General features: G+C 65.9%; 17 protein-coding genes. 9 read left to right on the top strand and 8 right to left on the bottom strand.

Annotated elements, in window-relative coordinates; translation table 11 throughout:
* Nucleotides 1–8: 8 nt before the first annotated feature.
* From AC30PD_RS02160 to cysS, 3 genes are read right to left on the bottom strand one after another with little or no spacing between them, the layout of a single operon-like run.
* Nucleotides 9–980, bottom strand: a complete 972-nt coding sequence (locus AC30PD_RS02160) for an acetyl-CoA carboxylase carboxyltransferase subunit alpha (RefSeq protein WP_489533987.1) — start codon at nt 978–980, stop codon at nt 9–11.
* 39 nt (nt 981–1,019) lie between these two features.
* Nucleotides 1,020–1,691 (bottom strand): DNA-3-methyladenine glycosylase family protein, encoded by a 672-nt coding sequence (locus tag AC30PD_RS02155; protein ID WP_489533986.1) that lies wholly within the window; start codon nt 1,689–1,691, stop codon nt 1,020–1,022.
* A 5-nt stretch (nt 1,692–1,696) separates the two neighbouring features.
* Complete coding sequence (gene cysS / locus AC30PD_RS02150; RefSeq protein WP_489533985.1) at nt 1,697–3,070, bottom strand: cysteine--tRNA ligase; 1,374 nt, start codon at nt 3,068–3,070, stop codon at nt 1,697–1,699.
* Between the two features lie 229 nt (nt 3,071–3,299).
* On the opposite strand from cysS, the gene AC30PD_RS02145 reads away from it, so the two are divergent.
* The 5 genes from AC30PD_RS02145 to AC30PD_RS02125 all read left to right on the top strand — a co-directional run bounded on the left by AC30PD_RS02145 (nt 3,300) and on the right by AC30PD_RS02125 (nt 6,544).
* Nucleotides 3,300–3,851: a tetratricopeptide repeat protein gene (locus tag AC30PD_RS02145; protein WP_489533984.1), complete on the top strand. Its 552-nt coding sequence runs from the start codon at nt 3,300–3,302 to the stop codon at nt 3,849–3,851.
* A 76-nt stretch (nt 3,852–3,927) separates the two neighbouring features.
* Nucleotides 3,928–4,461, top strand: a complete 534-nt coding sequence (locus AC30PD_RS02140) for a peptidylprolyl isomerase (protein ID WP_489534117.1) — start codon at nt 3,928–3,930, stop codon at nt 4,459–4,461.
* Nucleotides 4,462–4,463: 2 nt separating this feature from the next.
* Complete coding sequence (locus tag AC30PD_RS02135) at nt 4,464–4,964, top strand: peptidylprolyl isomerase (protein ID WP_489533983.1); 501 nt, start codon at nt 4,464–4,466, stop codon at nt 4,962–4,964.
* 21 nt (nt 4,965–4,985) lie between these two features.
* Entirely contained in the window at nt 4,986–5,771 is a 786-nt protein-coding gene (locus AC30PD_RS02130) for a UDP-2,3-diacylglucosamine diphosphatase (RefSeq protein WP_489533982.1), read from the top strand.
* Entirely contained in the window at nt 5,771–6,544 is a 774-nt protein-coding gene (locus AC30PD_RS02125) for a M90 family metallopeptidase (RefSeq protein WP_489534116.1), read from the top strand. The genes AC30PD_RS02130 and AC30PD_RS02125 overlap by 1 nt, the downstream gene beginning before the upstream one ends.
* A gap of 59 nt (nt 6,545–6,603) precedes the next feature.
* On the opposite strand, the gene clpA is transcribed toward AC30PD_RS02125, so the two are convergent.
* Together clpA and clpS are read right to left on the bottom strand one after the other, a co-directional pair.
* Complete coding sequence (gene clpA, locus AC30PD_RS02120) at nt 6,604–8,910, bottom strand: ATP-dependent Clp protease ATP-binding subunit ClpA (RefSeq protein WP_489533981.1); 2,307 nt, start codon at nt 8,908–8,910, stop codon at nt 6,604–6,606.
* A complete protein-coding gene (gene clpS / locus AC30PD_RS02115) occupies nt 8,907–9,263 on the bottom strand; it encodes an ATP-dependent Clp protease adapter ClpS (RefSeq protein ID WP_489533980.1) in 357 nt (118 codons plus the stop codon). Before clpS ends, clpA begins: the two co-directional genes overlap by 4 nt.
* 207 nt (nt 9,264–9,470) lie before the next feature.
* On the opposite strand from clpS, the gene AC30PD_RS02110 reads away from it, so the two are divergent.
* The 3 genes from AC30PD_RS02110 (at nt 9,471) to AC30PD_RS02100 (ending at nt 11,663) form a co-directional block, all read left to right on the top strand.
* Nucleotides 9,471–9,728 (top strand): cold-shock protein, encoded by a 258-nt coding sequence (locus AC30PD_RS02110; RefSeq protein WP_489534115.1) that lies wholly within the window; start codon nt 9,471–9,473, stop codon nt 9,726–9,728.
* A 103-nt stretch (nt 9,729–9,831) separates the two neighbouring features.
* Complete coding sequence (locus AC30PD_RS02105) at nt 9,832–10,818, top strand: tripartite tricarboxylate transporter substrate binding protein (protein ID WP_489533979.1); 987 nt, start codon at nt 9,832–9,834, stop codon at nt 10,816–10,818.
* A gap of 53 nt (nt 10,819–10,871) precedes the next feature.
* Complete coding sequence (locus AC30PD_RS02100; protein WP_489533978.1) at nt 10,872–11,663, top strand: SDR family oxidoreductase; 792 nt, start codon at nt 10,872–10,874, stop codon at nt 11,661–11,663.
* Nucleotides 11,664–11,679: 16 nt separating this feature from the next.
* On the opposite strand, the gene AC30PD_RS02095 is transcribed toward AC30PD_RS02100, so the two are convergent.
* The 3 genes from AC30PD_RS02095 to AC30PD_RS02085 all read right to left on the bottom strand — a co-directional run bounded on the left by AC30PD_RS02095 (nt 11,680) and on the right by AC30PD_RS02085 (nt 14,606).
* The gene (locus AC30PD_RS02095; protein ID WP_489533977.1) at nt 11,680–12,825 is read right to left on the bottom strand and encodes an ABC transporter substrate-binding protein; all 1,146 of its coding nucleotides are present in this window, start codon (nt 12,823–12,825) and stop codon (nt 11,680–11,682) included.
* A 173-nt stretch (nt 12,826–12,998) separates the two neighbouring features.
* Entirely contained in the window at nt 12,999–13,832 is an 834-nt protein-coding gene (locus AC30PD_RS02090) for a Crp/Fnr family transcriptional regulator (RefSeq protein ID WP_489533976.1), read from the bottom strand.
* Between the two features lie 9 nt (nt 13,833–13,841).
* Nucleotides 13,842–14,606 carry an SDR family oxidoreductase gene (locus AC30PD_RS02085; protein WP_489533975.1) on the bottom strand — a complete coding sequence of 255 codons (765 nt, stop codon included), beginning with the start codon at nt 14,604–14,606 and terminating at the stop codon, nt 13,842–13,844.
* Between the two features lie 174 nt (nt 14,607–14,780).
* Here AC30PD_RS02085 and AC30PD_RS02080 point away from each other — a divergent pair, with 174 nt between their 5' ends.
* Nucleotides 14,781–16,022 (top strand): TetR/AcrR family transcriptional regulator, encoded by a 1,242-nt coding sequence (locus AC30PD_RS02080; protein ID WP_489533974.1) that lies wholly within the window; start codon nt 14,781–14,783, stop codon nt 16,020–16,022.
* The last annotated feature ends 160 nt before the right edge of the window (nt 16,023–16,182 follow it).

Below are 16,182 nucleotides of genomic sequence, written 5' to 3'. Positions count from 1 at the left end.
CGCCGCGCTCAGGTTTCCTTGGTGTCGCTGAAGCGGCCGTAGGCCTGGAGCCGCTCGTAGCGGCGCTTCAGCAGATCCTTGGTGCTCAGGTCGCTCACCTGGCGCAGCGCGTCGTTCAGCGCCCGCTTCAGGAAAGCCGCCATCTGCTTGGTGTCGCGGTGCGCGCCACCCACCGGCTCGTTGACGATCTTGTCGACGAGGCCGAGCGCTTTCAGCCGGTGCGCGGTGATGCCGAGCGCTTCGGCCGCGTCGGAAGCGCGTTCCGAGGTCTTCCACAGGATCGACGCGCAGCCTTCGGGCGAGATCACCGAATAGATCGAGTACTGCAGCATCAGCAGCTGGTCGCCGACGCTGATGGCGAGCGCGCCGCCCGAGCCGCCTTCGCCGATGATGGTGACGATGATCGGCACCTCGAGCTGCGCCATCTCGAAGATGTTGCGGCCGATCGCTTCCGACTGGCCGCGCTCTTCGGCGCCGATGCCGGGGTAGGCGCCGGGTGTGTCGACGAAGGTGAACACCGGCAGGCCGAACTTCTCGGCCAGCTTCATCAGGCGCAAGGCCTTGCGGTAACCCTCGGGCCGCGACATGCCGAAGTTGCGCAGGCCACGCTCCTTAGTGTCGCGCCCCTTCTGGTGCCCGAGCACCATGCAGGCCTGGCCATTGAAGCGCGCCAGGCCGCCGACGATCGACTGGTCGTCGGCGAAGTGGCGGTCACCGTGCAGCTCCTGAAAGTCGGTGAACAGCTCGTTCACGTAGTCGAGCGTGTACGGCCGCTGCGGGTGGCGCGCGATCTGCGTCACCTGCCAGGGCGACAGGCTCGAGTAGATGTCTTTGGTGAGTTGCAGGCTCTTCTTGCCGAGGCGGTCGATCTCTTCAGAGATGTCGACGGCCGACTCGTTCTGCACATAGCGCAACTCTTCGATCTTCGATTCGAGGTCCGAGACCGGTTGCTCGAAATCGAGGAAGTGTCGTTTGCTCATTCGTTGGATCCTTCAAGTCGAAGGGGTCGGCTCCGAAGCTCAGTAGTCTACCGGCAGCGGGTCGAGGCTGCGCCAGATGTACCACGTGGCCACCGAGCGGAACGGCGCCCAGGCATCGCCCACTTCGCGGGCTTCGGCCCGCGACACCGGCTCGCCGCTGAAGTAGTTCAGGCTGATGCCCTTGAGCAGGCCAAGGTCGTCGAGCGGCAGCACGTTTGGGCGCATCAGGTGGAAGATCAGGAACATCTCGGCCGTCCAGCGGCCGATGCCGCGGATCGCGACCAGCTCTTCGATGATGGCTTCGTCGTCCATCTGCTGCCATTGGCGCACATGCACGGTGCCCGATTCGAAGTGCTGCGCCAGGTCGCTCAGGTATTCGACCTTGCGCGCCGACAGGCCGGCCGTGCGCATCACGCTCGCTTCGAGTGCGAGCACCGAGGCCGGCGCCAGGCGCGTGGACCGTTCTTTCACGAGCGCCACGAAACGGTCCCAGACCGACTGCGCCGCTTTCACCGAGATCTGCTGGCCCACGATCGACCGCGCCAGCGTGGTGAACGCGTCACCGCGGCTTTGCAGGCGGCCTTCGCCGAACTGCGGGATCAGCTTGCGCATCACACGGTCGCGCTTGCCGAGGTGCTTGCAGGCTTCGTCCCAGTACTCGGGCGTGATCTCCGGCTCGGTGCCCGAGCCCTCTGCTTTGCCGGCTTTCACCACGGTCAGGCTTTCGTCCAGGTGGTGCCTTGCGGCGAGTCTTGCAGCACGATGCCTTGCGCCAGCAGGTCTTGGCGGATCTGGTCGGCGAGCGCGAAATCGCGCGCCGCCTTCGCCGCCGCACGGGCCGCAATGCGTTCGTCGATGCTGGCCTCACTCAGCGTGTTGCCGGCTTGCAGGTAGGCCCGCGGCGGCTGCTGCAAAAAGTTGAGCGTGGCGGCCAGGCTCTTCAGCAAACCGGCGGACTCCAGCGAGCGTGTGCGGTTGACCTCACCGGCCAGCTCGAACAGCACCGCCATCGCCACCGGGGTGTTGAAGTCGTCGTTCATCGCGTCGCGGAAGGCCGCGGCGCGCGGCTCGGCCCAGTCGACCGGCGCTGCCGGCACGTCGAGCCCGTCGAGCGCCGTGTACAGGCGGCGCAGCGAGTTGCGCGCGTCGTCGAGGGTGACGTCGCTGAAGTTGAACGGGCTGCGGTAGTGCGTGCGCAGCATGAAGAACCGGATCGTCTCGCCATCGAACTTTTCGAGCACTTCGCGAATGGTGAAGAAGTTGCCGAGCGACTTCGACATCTTCACGTGGTCGACGTTCAGCAGCCCGTTGTGCGCCCACACCGCCGCCGGCGGCTTGCCGTTCGCGCCTTCGCTCTGCGCGATCTCGTTCTCGTGGTGCGGGAACTGCAGGTCCATGCCACCACCATGCAGGTCGAACTGTTCGCCGAGCAAGGCGCAGGCCATCGCCGAGCACTCGATGTGCCAGCCCGGCCGGCCGACACCGTAGCCCGACGGGTACTTCGCGTCTTCGGGTTCTTCGGGCTTGGCCGCCTTCCAGAGCACGAAGTCGAGCGGGTCTTCCTTGCCGTCCAGCACGGCCACGCGCTCGCCGGAACGCAACTCATCGATCGACTTGCCCGACAGCTTGCCGTAGCCGGGGAACTTGCGCACCGCATAGTTCACGTCGCCATTGGACGAACGGTAGGCCAGGCCCTTGGCTTCAAGCGCGCCGATCATCGCGAGCATCTGCGGCACGTGCTCGGTGGCGCGCGGTTCGTGCGTGGGGCGGGCCACGCCGAGCGCGTCGAGATCGGTGTACATCGCCTGCACCATCTCGTCGGTCAGCTGCCGAATGGGAATGTTGCGCTCGAGCGCGCGCCGGATGATCTTGTCGTCGATGTCGGTGATGTTGCGCACGTAGGTCACGCGGTAACCGAGCGTGCGCAGCCAGCCGTAGATCAGGTCGAACGCGACCATCATGCGTGCGTGCCCCACATGGCACAGGTCGTAGATGGTGATGCCGCACACGTACATGCGCACGTGGCCCGGTTCGATCGGCGTGAAGCTCACCAGCTCCCTGGTCAGGGTGTTGTGAATGCGAAGTGACATGGGCCGATGGGCAATTTCAGGCCCTTTGCAGCACAGGGCTCGCGGGGCTTCGGGTCGGGTCGGTGGGGGTGGGACGAAGCTGCTGCCACACGCCTGCAACCGGCCCCGCACAAGCCTGCGAACGAGAGGCCTGCACTACAATCGTTTCAGTATAGCGGGCCGCGACCACCGCGCCATCCGCGCTGAACCCCACCACATTTTCACGCCAGTTTCGTCTTTGCGGACGCCGATGATTCGTTTGCCCCAACTGCTTGCCGGATCGTTGCTGTTCGTGATGTTCTGCGCCAGCCTGCCGGTGCGCGCCGATGCCCTGAGCGATGTGCACAGCCTGCACTATTCGGGCCAGTCGGCGGCGGCCATGCAACGTGCCGACGAGTTCCTGGCGCTCACGCCCAAAGACCCGCCGATGCGTTTTCTCAAGGGCGTGATGCTGGCCGACGCCAAGCGCTACCCCGAGGCCATCGAGTTGTTCCAGAAGCTCACCGAAGACTACCCCGACCTCGCCGAGCCCTACAACAACCTGGCCGCCATCTACGCCGCGACCGGCGACTACAACAAGGCGCGTGCCACGCTCGAGCAGGCCTTGCGCGCCAACCCCGGCTATGCCACCGCGCACGAGAACCTGGGCGATGTGTACTCCACGCTCGCCGCGCAGTCGTACGCGCGTGCCCTGCAGCTCGACCCGCGCAACGTGAGCGTGCCGGCCAAGCTCGCGCTGGTGCGCGAACTGTTCAAGAGCAAGCCGCGTGTCGCGCAGGGCGCCGACACGCCGGCGCGATGAGTTCGAACCGAATCCACTCACACGAAGGAGACAGACCATGACACACCGCCTTTCCCGCTGGGCCGGCATCGCGCTGATGGCCGCGGCGCTCGGCACCAGCGTTTCGGCCTTCGCACAGAAGGTCAAGCTCGCCACCTCGGCCGGCGACATCGTGATCGAGCTCGACGCCGCCAAGGCGCCGAAGTCGGTCGACAACTTCTTGCAGTACGTGAAAGCCGGGCACTACAACGGCACGGTGTTCCACCGCGTGATCCCGAACTTCATGATCCAGGGCGGGGGCATGAACGCCGACATGAAAGAAAAGCCCACCCGCGCGCCGATCCCGCTCGAGAGCAAGAACGGCCTGAACAACGAGCGCGGCACCGTCGCGATGGCACGCACCAACGACCCGAACTCGGCCACCGCGCAGTTCTTCATCAACGTGAAAGACAACACTTTCCTCGACGCCGCCAACGCGCGCGACGGCAACGGCTACGCCGTGTTCGGCAAAGTCGTCTCGGGCATGGACGTGGTCGACAAGATCCGCGTCGTGGCCACCGCCAACAAGGGGCCGCACGGTGACGTGCCGGTCGAACCCGTCACCATCAAAACCGCCACCCTGGAGAAATGAACATGAGCACCCAAGTCGACCTCGAAACCAGCAAGGGCACGATCCGCGTCCAGCTCGATGAAGTGAAAGCGCCGATCTCGTCGAAGAACTTCCTCGAGTACGTCGACGCCGGCCACTACAACGGCACGGTGTTCCACCGCGTGATTCCCGGCTTCATGATCCAGGGCGGCGGTTTCGAGCCCGGCATGAAGCAGAAGTCGACCAACGCGACCATCGTCAACGAAGCCAATAACGGGCTGAAGAACGACCGCTACACCCTGGCCATGGCGCGCACCTCGGCACCGCACTCGGCCAGCTCGCAGTTCTTCATCAACGCGACCGACAACAACTTCCTGAACTTCACCGCCGAAACGGCTTCGGGCTGGGGTTACGCGGTGTTCGCCAAGGTGGTGTCGGGCAGCGAAGTGGTTGATGCGATCGAGAAGGTCAAGACCGGCAGCAAGGGCGGCCACAGCGACGTGCCGCTCGAAGACGTGACGATCGTCCGCGCGTCGCGCGTCTGAGCTGACGCACGAGAGCCGGCGGTGACAGCGCTCGCCCTGCCCGCGCTCGGCGCTTTCGACGCGCCTGGCGACTGGCAGGCGATCGACTTCATCAGCGACCTGCACCTGGCCGCCGACACACCGCGTGCTTTCGAGGCCTGGGCGCGCTACATGCGCTCGACGCGGGCCGACGCGGTGTTCATCCTCGGCGACCTGTTCGAGGTGTGGGTCGGCGACGACGCACGCTTCGAGGGCTTCGAAGCGCTGTGCGCCGCGGTGCTGCGCAGCGCGGCCGAAGCGCGACCCGTCGCGTTCATGGTCGGCAACCGCGACTTTCTGGTCGGCGCCGACATGCTCTCGGCCTGCAAGGTGAAAGCCCTCGCCGACCCCACCGTCGTGACGGCCTTCGGCGAACGTGTATTGCTCAGCCACGGCGACGCGCTGTGCCTCGCCGACACCGACTACCAGCGGTTTCGCACGATGGTGCGCAGCCCGGCCTGGCAAGCATCGGTGCTCGCGCGGCCGCTCGCCGAGCGGCGCGCTCTGGCGCGCGAAGTGCGCCACGAGAGCGAGCGCCGCCATGGAACGATGCAGGGCGAATGGTTCGATCTCGACCCGGCTGCGACTCTCGAGTGGATGCGCGTGGCCAATGCGCCCGCGCTCGTGCACGGCCACACCCACCGCCCCGCGGACCAGTTGCTGCAAGCCGGCTTCACCCGCCACGTGCTGAGCGACTGGGACCTCGACCACGCTGCAACACCTCGGGCCGAAGTGCTGCGCTGGACGCGCGGCGGCTTGCGCCGCATCGCACCTCAAGACGCAGGCTGATCTTGGCCGGCTGGTTCAAACGCTGGCGCGATGCCAGAACGCTGCAGCACCGCGCGATTCCCGACGCGCTGTGGCAGCTCGCGCTGGCGCGTTTCCCCTTCCTCACGTGGCGCAGTGACGCCGAGGTGGCACGATTGCGCGAACTGGCCACGCTGTTCCTGGACGACAAGGAATTCCATGGCGTGCAGGGCCTCGAAGTCGACGACCTGATGGCGGTGTGCATCGCCGCCCAGGCCTGCCTGCCGGCGCTGCACCTCGGGCTGGGCTGGTACGACGGCTTCGTCGGCATCGTGGTGCACGCCGACGTGGTGGTGGCGCAGCGCGAAATGGTCGACGACGATGGGGTCGTGCACCACTTCGAGGAAGAACTCTCCGGCGAGGCGATGCACGGCGGCCCGGTGATGCTGTCGTGGCGTGATGTGGAAGATGCCGGCGAATCGGCCGCCGAGGGCTACAACGTCGTGATCCACGAGTTCGTGCATGTGATGGACATGCGCGACGGCCTGGCCGACGGGGTGCCTGCCCTGCCCGACCGCGCTTCGCGGGAAGAATGGCTTGCGGTCATGGGCGACGAATACGACCGCTTCTGCGATCGCGTCGACGCCGACGAATACACGCTGCTCGACCCCTATGCGGCCGAAGCGCCTGAAGAGTTCTTCGCGGTCGCGTCAGAAGCGTTCTTCGTCGCCCCGCGTGACTTCCAGGCCGAGCACCCTGCGCTCTACACGCTGCTGAGCAGGTTCTTCCAGCAGGACCCGGCCACGTTTCACTAAGAGGCGGGTCAAAGAAAAAGGGGCCCGAGGGCCCCTTTCACGTCGTGCGCAGCAAGTGATCACGCCGTGGCCGGCTCGGCCTTCGGCTTGTCGCTCTTCTTGTTCGGCTGGATGTCGAGCACCGGCTTGCCGTCGGCGTCCACATCGACCGTCAAACGACCCCCGTCGACCAGGCGGCCGAACAGCAGTTCGTCGGCCAGCGCACGGCGGATCGTGTCCTGGATCAGACGCTGCATCGGCCGCGCGCCCATCAGCGGGTCGAAACCCTTCTTCGCCAGTTGCTTGCGCAACGTGTCGGTGAAGGTGACCTCGACCTTCTTCTCGGCAAGCTGGCTTTCCAGCTGCAGCAGGAACTTGTCGACCACGCGAAGGATGATCTCTTCGTCGAGCGCCTTGAAGCTCACCACCGCGTCGAGCCGGTTGCGGAATTCCGGCGTGAACAGGCGCTTGATGTCGGCCATCTCGTCGCCCTGCTCGCGCGCGTTGGTGAAACCGATCACCGCCTTGTTCATCGTCTCGGCGCCGGCGTTGGTCGTCATGATGATGATGACGCTGCGGAAGTCGGCCTTGCGCCCGTTGTTGTCGGTCAGCGTGCCGTGGTCCATGACCTGCAGCAGCACGTTGAAGACATCCGGGTGCGCCTTCTCGATCTCGTCGAGCAGCAGCACCGCGTGCGGCTTCTTCGAGATGGCCTCGGTCAGCAGGCCACCCTGGTCGAAGCCCACGTAGCCCGGGGGCGCGCCGATGAGGCGGCTCACCGCATGGCGCTCCATGTACTCGCTCATGTCGAAGCGGATCAACTCCACTCCCAGGATGTAGGCGAGTTGCTTCGCGACTTCGGTCTTGCCAACGCCCGTCGGGCCGCTGAACAGGAACGAGCCGATCGGCTTGTCGGGACGGCCGAGGCCGGAACGTGCCATCTTGATCGCCGCAGCGATCGCTTCGACGGCAGGCTCCTGGCCGAACACCACGCTGTTCAGGTCACGGTCGAGTGTCTTCAGCTTGGAGCGGTCGTCGTTCGACACGCTGGCGGGCGGAATGCGCGCGATCTTGGCGACGATCTCTTCCACCTCGTTGCGCGTGATGGTCTTCTTCTGCTTGCTCTTGGGCAGGATGCGTTGCGCCGCCCCGGCTTCGTCGATCACGTCGATCGCCTTGTCGGGCAGGTGGCGGTCGTTGATGAACTTGGCCGACAGCTCGGCAGCGGCCTGCAAGGCACCGAGCGCGTACTTCACGCTGTGGTGCTCTTCGAAACGTGACTTCAGGCCTTTCAGGATCTCGACCGTCTGTTCGACCGAGGGCTCGACCACGTCGACCTTCTGGAAGCGCCGCGACAAGGCCGCGTCTTTTTCGAAGATGCCGCGGTACTCGGTGAAGGTGGTCGCGCCGATGCACTTCATCGCACCCGAGCTGAGCGCGGGCTTGAGCAGGTTGCTCGCGTCGAGCGTGCCGCCCGAGGCCGCACCCGCACCGATCAGCGTGTGGATCTCGTCGATGAACAGCACGGCGTTCGGCTGGTCTTTCAGGTGCTTGAGCACACCCTTCAGGCGCTGCTCGAAGTCACCGCGGTACTTGGTGCCGGCCAGCAACGCGCCCATGTCGAGCGAGTACACGACCGAATCGGCCAGCACCTCGGGCACGTCGTTCTGCGTGATGCGCCAGGCCAGGCCTTCGGCGATGGCGGTCTTGCCCACACCGGCCTCGCCCACCAGCAGCGGGTTGTTCTTGCGCCGGCGGCACAGGATCTGGATCACTCGCTCGACTTCATGTTCACGCCCGATCAACGGGTCGATCTTGCCGTCGCGGGCGAGCTGGTTCAGGTTCTGCGTGAACTGGTCGAGCGGCGAGCCTTTGCCGTCGCCTTCTTCCTTCTCGCTTTCGCCACCGCTGCTGCCTTCGCTCGGCTTCGACGAAGGCTCGGGCGGGTCACTCTTCTTGATGCCGTGGGCGATGAAGTTCACCACGTCGAGGCGCGTCACGCCCTGCTGGTGCAGGTAGTACACGGCATGCGAATCCTTCTCGCCGAAGATCGCGACCAGCACGTTCGCGCCGGTCACTTCCTTCTTGCCACTGCCGGTCGACTGCACATGCATGATCGCGCGCTGGATCACACGCTGAAAGCCCAGCGTGGGCTGCGTGTCGACCTCGTCGGAGCCGCCGACGGTCGGCGTGTTCTCCTTGATGAAACCGAGCAGGCTCTTGCGCAGGTCATCGACGTTGGCCGAGCAGGCGCGCAGCACCTCGGCGGCCGACGGGTTGTCGAGCAGCGCCATCAGCAGGTGCTCGACCGTGATGAATTCGTGGCGCTGCTGGCGCGCCTCGACGAACGCCATGTGCAGACTCACCTCAAGCTCTTGCGCAATCATGCGGCCTCCATAATGCATTGCAACGGGTGGCCGCCACGCCTTGCGGCGGCCAACACCAATTCCACCTTCGTCGCTGCCACGTCTTTCGAGTAGACGCCGCAAACGCCGCGCCCGTCATGGTGAATCTTCAGCATGATCTGGGTCGCGGTTTCGAGATCGCGTTTGAAATATTCCTGCAGCACCATCACCACGAACTCCATCGGTGTGTAGTCGTCATTGAGCAGCACCACCTGGTACATGCGGGGCGGCTCGGTCTTCTGGCTCTGGCGCTCGAGAACGACCGCTCCCTGCCCGTCGTCGGGCACTGGCCGGGCCGTGGGCGGCGCGGGGGGAACGGGTTTGTCTTCGGGCATGGATTCATTCTATCGAGTTGACGCTCGAACGCTTCTACCCCACGCATATTGCACCTGCCGCCCAATCCACAAGAGCAGAAAAGAATGTCGGCTGGCGTGCATATTCGGCACCGGGCGGGTGCCCACGCACCATTCTTGACAGCCGAATTCGCGCGGCGCGAGAATGCCCAGGCGACAACGGGCCGCGCCACAGCATGGAGATTCGCCATGGCCACCGGAACAGTCAAATGGTTCAACGACGCCAAGGGTTTCGGTTTCATCGAACCCGAAGCCGGTGGTGAAGACGTGTTTGCCCATTTTTCCGCGATCCAGATGGAAGGGTTCCGAACCCTCAAACAAGGCGGCCGCGTGAGCTTCGAAGTGGTTCAAGGCCCCAAGGGTCAGCTGGCGCAGAACATCGCCTCGATCGACCCGGTGGTTGCGCCGCCTGAGGGAGAGCCAGTGCCCCTGCCCGGCCCCACCTGACGGGCGGCACCCGGTCACCGAGGTGACAAGTCGTCCGGGCTGACCCGCTTGTGCAGCCCCGCGGGCCCGCGCAATCATGCCGTTTTGATTGCCGCGAATGCCCATGACCTTCCGACCGCTCCTGAATTCACGCCGCGCGCTGCTCTGCGCCGGCTTGGCCACCACCTTGCTGGCCCCTTTGGGCAACGCTTTCGCCCAGGCCTACCCGACCAAGCCGGTCACTCTGATCGTGCCCTGGCCGGCCGGCGGTTCCACCGACCGCCATCTGCGCACGCTGGCCGAGATCGCCAGCAGGCACCTCGGCCAGAACGTGATCGTGCAGAACCAGCCCGGCGGTGGCGGCACCACCGGCCCGGGCAACATGGCGCTCAATGCCAAGCCTGACGGCTACACCATCGCCCAGTTCCCGATGGGCATGCTGCGCATCCCGCACATGCAGAAAACGCTCTGGAACCCGCTCACCGACTTCAGCTTCATCCTCGGCGTGTCGGGCTACACCTTCGGCTTTGTGGTCAAGGCCGACTCGCCGCACAAGACTTTCGCCGAGTACGTCGAAGCCGCCCGCAAGGCGCCGGGCCAGATCGACTACGGCTCGACCGGCATCGGCACCTCGCCGCACCTGCTGCTCGAAGAACTGAGCACCAACGCCAAAGTGCAGTTCAACCACGTGCCTTTCAAGGGCAACGCCGACCTCATGCAGGCCCTGCTCGGTGGCCACGTGATGGCCGCGAGCGACGCCAGTGGCTGGGACAAGTTCGTCGACGGCGGGCAGATGCGCCTGCTCGTCACGTTCGGCGACAAGCGCACCAAGCGCTGGCCCGCCGTGCCCACCGCCAAGGAACTCGGCTTCAACGTGGTCGGCAACTCGCCTTATGGCCTGGTGGGCCCGAAAGGCATGGACCCGGCGGTGATGAAAACGCTGCACGACGCTTTCAAGAAGGCGATGGAAGACCCGAAGCACGTCGAGCTGCTCGACCAGCTCAACCAGGACGCCTGGTACCGCAGCGGCGACGAATACGCCGCCTGGGCGCGCGAGACCTTCGCCAAGGACAAGGCCCTGATCGAGCGCCTGGGCCTGGCCGCGAAGTGACAACACCGCGCGGGCTCGACCTGGCCGCCCCGGCCTGAACGAAAGCAACACGCATGGACATCAGGAACAGGGTCGTGATCGTCACCGGCGGTGCCTCGGGCATCGGCAAGGCGCTGTGCGAACGCTTCGCCCAAGAAGGCGCACGTGCCGTGGTCGTGGCCGACCTCGACGCCGCCGGTGCCGAGGCCGTGGCCCGCTCGATCGGCGGCCTGGGGCTGGGCGTGAACGTGGCGTCGGAAGCCGATATGCAGCAACTCGTGCGCACCGCCACCGAACGTTTCGGCCAGGTGGACGTGTTCTGCTCGAACGCCGGCATCATCGCGCGCGCCGACGAAGACGCGAGCAACACCGAATGGCAGCGCCACTGGGACGTGAACCTGATGGCCCATGTGTACGCGGCGCGCGCCGTGCTGCCGCAGATGATTGCGCGTGGCGAGGGCTATCTCGTGCAGACGGCTTCGGCCGCCGGGCTGCTGAGCCAGGTCAACGCGGCGCCCTACTCCGTCACCAAACACGCCGCCGTCGGCTTCGCCGAGTGGCTCTCGATCGCCCATGGCGACAAGGGCATCCGCGTGAGCTGCCTGTGCCCGCAAGGTGTGCTCACGCCGATGCTGCTGGGCAAGGACGGCAACCAGCGCGCCCACAGCTTCCTGGGCGCCGATGCGGTCACGCCGGAAGCGGTGGCGGCCGCGGTAGTTGACGCAATGCGCGAAGAGCGCTTCCTCGTGCTGCCGCACGCCGAGGTGCTGACCTTCCTGCAGCGCAAGACGGCCGACTACGACCGCTGGCTCCGTGGCATGCGCCGCCTGCGCGCCAGGGTGATGGAGATGCTGGTCGCTCGCTGACGACCGCTGCCAGCCGTCAGTAGACCAACCGCCCGCTGGCGGAGACAACGCCGATGTCGACCCAGTTGCCGCCAGTGTTGCCCTTGGTGAAGTCGACGCGAAAGCCCCCGAAGTCCTGGACACCGATCTCATGCAGCGCGGTTGCAACGGCCGCCGGGGTGATGGGCCCGCTCACCTTCTTCAAGGCCGCAACGAGCACGCGTGCCGACAGATAACCCTCGAAGTGGAACGGCGAGTAACTCTCGATCTTCGGGCTGAACTTGCGCATGGTGGCTTGGAACTCGCGCTGGACGGGCAGATTCGGGCCGTTCGGGTTCGGAAAGGTCTGCGTGATGGCGACGCCACGCGCGCCCTCGAGGCCGATCACCTTCACCGCAAGTGGGGTGGCCAGATAGGACAGCGCAAAGACCGCGCGTTTCACGCCGGCGTTGCGCAGAGCCAGTGTGGCGTCGGCCATGAACTTAGGGCTGCCAACCACCAGCACACCCTGGGGATCGGTTTTGGCAGACTCGGTGGCCGCCGCCAGCAATGACGCGTCGTCGTGCTTGGACTGCGTGGCCGTGATGGCCAGACCGCCGAGCGTTGCAGCAGTCTCGCGCACACCGGCTGCAGCCGAAACGCCGATCGGAAGGTCCTGGTGCAACACGTGCAACCGCGACACACCCAGCGTCTTGCAGTGCTGAACGATGCGGTCGAGTTGTGCCTTGTCACCAGCGCGCAAATGAAAGAGCTTGGAGTGTCCCGGGCTGCGGAAGGCTTCGGTGCCGGGTATCGCGTTGACGATCACGATGTCGGCCTGGTCGAGCGTCTTGTCTTTCAACAGCCTGCTGAGTGCCGCCGAGCCGATCGGGGATATCAAGGCGATCGGGTTGCGCGCCATCGCTTCCTTGAAGCGCTCGGCGAAGACATCGCCCTTGAACTGGTCGTCCAGTGTGAACAGGGTGATCTTGCGGCCGCGCACGCCGCCGGCTTCGTTGACCTGGTCGAAGTAGGCTTTCACGCCGGCGTTGATTTCGCTCGCGTCAGGAGACGGCAGCCCGGTGAACGGGCCGATCTGGCCGACGACGATGTCCTGGGCCTGCGCGGCGCCTGCAGCGATCGTTGCGGTCACGAGGATCAGCGCACGAACGAGTCGCGCGGCGATTCGGCCAAATGCCAGCATGGAATCTCCCGTCTGTAGGTCGTCGGCGTCGGAGCAGAACCGATCGGTCAAGAGCACACGACAAGCGTGCGGGCGGAATTGTGGGCCTCGGCTGCCCGCGGCTGTACCGATGCACCAGCGGGCTTGATGATGCTTTTCACGCGGGCGGCCACTGCATGCGAGCCGCTCTGCGCTCAGCTGCCGCCCGTCGGGCTGCCGAGCGCGTCAGGCAGTGCGGTTTGCCCGTCGGCCACCGCCGCCAGCGCAGCCTCGTCGATCACCAGCAGGCGTGCATGGCCGAGCCGCACGATGCCGAGCTTGTCCATCTGGCGCCAGGCCCGGTTCACACGCTGCCGGCTGCCGCCGACCATCGCCGCCAGGTCGCCCTGCGTCACGCCGAGCTCGATGCTCACGCCGCCGGCCATCGGCCGGCCGAACTGGCGCGCCAGGCGCTGCACCTGGCGCGCCAGGCGTTGCGTGAGCGAGAGCGTCTGCAGCTCTTCGAAGCGACGCAGCATGTGGCGCAGGCGCTGGCAGTTCAAACGCAGCAAGGCGTCGCGCAGTTCGTCGAAGCTGCCGATCAGGTGCTGCAGGTCGGCCTTGGAAACCATCAGCACGGTCGAGTTCACATGCGCCACGAGGTCGAGGTCGAGCGGCCGGTCGTCGATCAGCTCGATGTCCCCGAACCATTGGCTCGGGCCGACGAATTCGAGCGTGAAGTCGCGCCCGTCGCGCAAACCCGACCCGAGCCGCACCGCGCCACTGGCCACACCGACCCAGTGGGCCGGCACGTCGCCACGCTGCGCGATCGGCGTGCCGGCCGCGAGCTGGCGCACCCGCGCGCGGCCGAGGATGGCCTGGCGCAGCGATTCCGACAACGTAGACAGCCACGCACCCGAACGAATGGCCGCACTTTCTTCCGGCCGCAGACCCGGGTGCACGGGCCGGCTCGACGCCGGCAACAGCAGCGGCGAGCGCCGCGGCGTGTCGACCTCGAGGCCGGATCGTTCGAAGACAAGGTTGTTCATGGCCAGCCTTCAGATCGTGACGCCACCGTCGACCACGAGGGCCTGGCCGGTCACGAACGAGCCGGCTTTCGAGGCGAGGAAGATCGCCGCACCCGCGATCTCGTCGGGTTCGCCGATGCGGCGCAGCGGCGTGCTGGAGGTGCGCTGCTTCAGCGCTTGCGGGTCTTCCCAGAGCGCCTTGGCGAAGTCGGTCTTGATCAGCCCCGGCGCGATGCAGTTCACGCGCACATTGCTCGGGCCGTACTCCACCGCGAGGTTGCGCGCGAGCTGGAAGTCGGCCGCCTTCGAGACGTTGTAGGCACCGATCACCGGCGACCCGCGCAAACCGCCGATCGACGAGACGATGATGATCGAGCCCTGCTTGCGCGCCAGCATCTGCGGCGCCGTGAAGTTGATCAACCAGTGGTTGGCGATCACGTTGTTCTCGAGGATCTTGCGGAACTGGTCGTCTTCGATGCCGGCCATCGGCCCGTAGTACGGGTTCGAAGCGGCATTGCAGACGAGGATGTCGATGCGCCCGAGCTGGCGCGTGCTTTCATCCACCAGATGCATCAGGTCGTGCTTCGACGAAATGTTCGCGGGGATCGAGACCGCACGGCCGGCACCGTGCGTGGCGTTGATCGCCGCCGCCACCTCGGCGCAGGGCTCGGGCTTGCGCGACGAGATGACGACCTTCGCGCCGTGCTCGGCCATGCGCTCGGCAATGGCGCGGCCGATGCCACGCGAGGAACCGGTGATGACGGCGACCTGGCCGTCGAGGGAAAACAAGGACATCGAGGGCTCCTTCCAGCGCGCAACCTTAGCAGAGGCACTTGCACTCTGGCAAACTGCATTTTCCAATCGTGGAAAGACTCCAGTTATCTGCTATGGTGCTGACTGAATGTTAGGTACATACCCTTTGTTCGATAACGTTCCCTCCGACAGCAGTTCGTTTCACCATACCCGCCGATGACCGCCTCACCGCTGCCCAGCCCGCAGACCCCGCGCTACCAGGAAAAGCGCGAAGCGATCCTGTCGGCGGCGGCGACCCTGTTCAACGATCAGGGGGTGAAAGGCGCCACGCTCTCGGGCATCGCCGCCAGCGTGGGTCTGGTCACCAACAGCGTGACCTACTACTACCGCAAGAAAGAAGACCTGGCGACGGCGTGTTTCCTGCGCTCGATCGCGGCCTTCGACCAACTCGCCGCTGCTGCTGCGAAAGAGCCCGGCGTGGCAACGCGCGTGCAAGCCTTCTTTCGCCTCCATGCGCAGTTGCTGGCCGACATCGACGCTGGCCGGCACACGCCGATCGTGCACTTCAACGACATCCGTGCTCTGCCCGACACGCAGACGACCGAAGTGTTCGCCGCCTACACGGCGATGTTCAGGCGCGTGCGCGGTTTGCTAAAAGGCGCAGAAACGAGCCTGCTCGCGCGCGACGACCTGAACGCGCGTGGCCACATCGTGCTGTCGGTCGCGCACGGTGTGCGCTCGTGGATCGGGCGCCATGAGACCGACGTTTACCCGCGTGTGGCCGACCACGTCAGCGACATCCTGCTGCACGGCATCGCGGCGCCCGGCGCGGCCTGGCAAACGACCGAAGGCGAAAGCGCCTGGCAGCTCGCGAGCGGCGCCGACAGCACCTCGGAGTCCTTTCTGCGCGCTGCCACGGTGCTGGTCAACGAACAGGGTTACCGCGGTGCCTCGGTCGACAAGATCGCGGCCAGTCTCAACCTGACCAAAGGCTCGTTCTATCACCACCACGACCACAAGCACGACGTGATCTCAGAATGCTTCCAGCGCAGCTTCGCGGTGATGCGACAGGCCCTGGCACGGGCGGAAGGCGGCCCCGGCAGCGGCTGGAACCGGGCTGGCGCGGTGGCACGTGCGTTGGTGCGGTTCCAGCTCTCCGCCGAAGGCCCGCTGCTGCGCAGCACGGCGGTCAGCGCACTGCCCGACCAGGCGCAACGCGAACGCGTGCACCTCACGCTCAGCCGCCTCACCGAGCGCATGGCCAGCCTGCTCGTCGACGGCATGATGGACGGCTCGATCCGCCCGCTCGACCCAGGCATCGCCGCGCTCTCGGCCATCGCGGCTGTGAACGCTGCGGCCGAACTGCACCGCTGGGCTCCGACTGCGACGCTCGACAACGTGGCCGGCCTTTACGTGCGGCCGGCCCTCGAAGGGGTGCTCTGCCCGGCCCACGGCTGAAGGCGAGCCCGCCGCCCAGCGGCCCTGCACCGCCCAAGGGCGGTGTTCCATATGAGTGTTTCAAATAAGGAAAGCACTATTCCTTGCTTCCCTGTTCGATGATCTCTCGGGATACTGCGCTGTTCCGTGTTCCAGCGGCGACTCTGGCCCGCCCTTCGTG

The sequence above is a fragment of the Rhizobacter sp. genome (assembly GCF_032229685.1).
Lineage (GTDB): Bacteria > Pseudomonadota > Gammaproteobacteria > Burkholderiales > Burkholderiaceae_C > LMDS01.
This window is presented reverse-complemented; position numbering and strand designations above follow the sequence as displayed.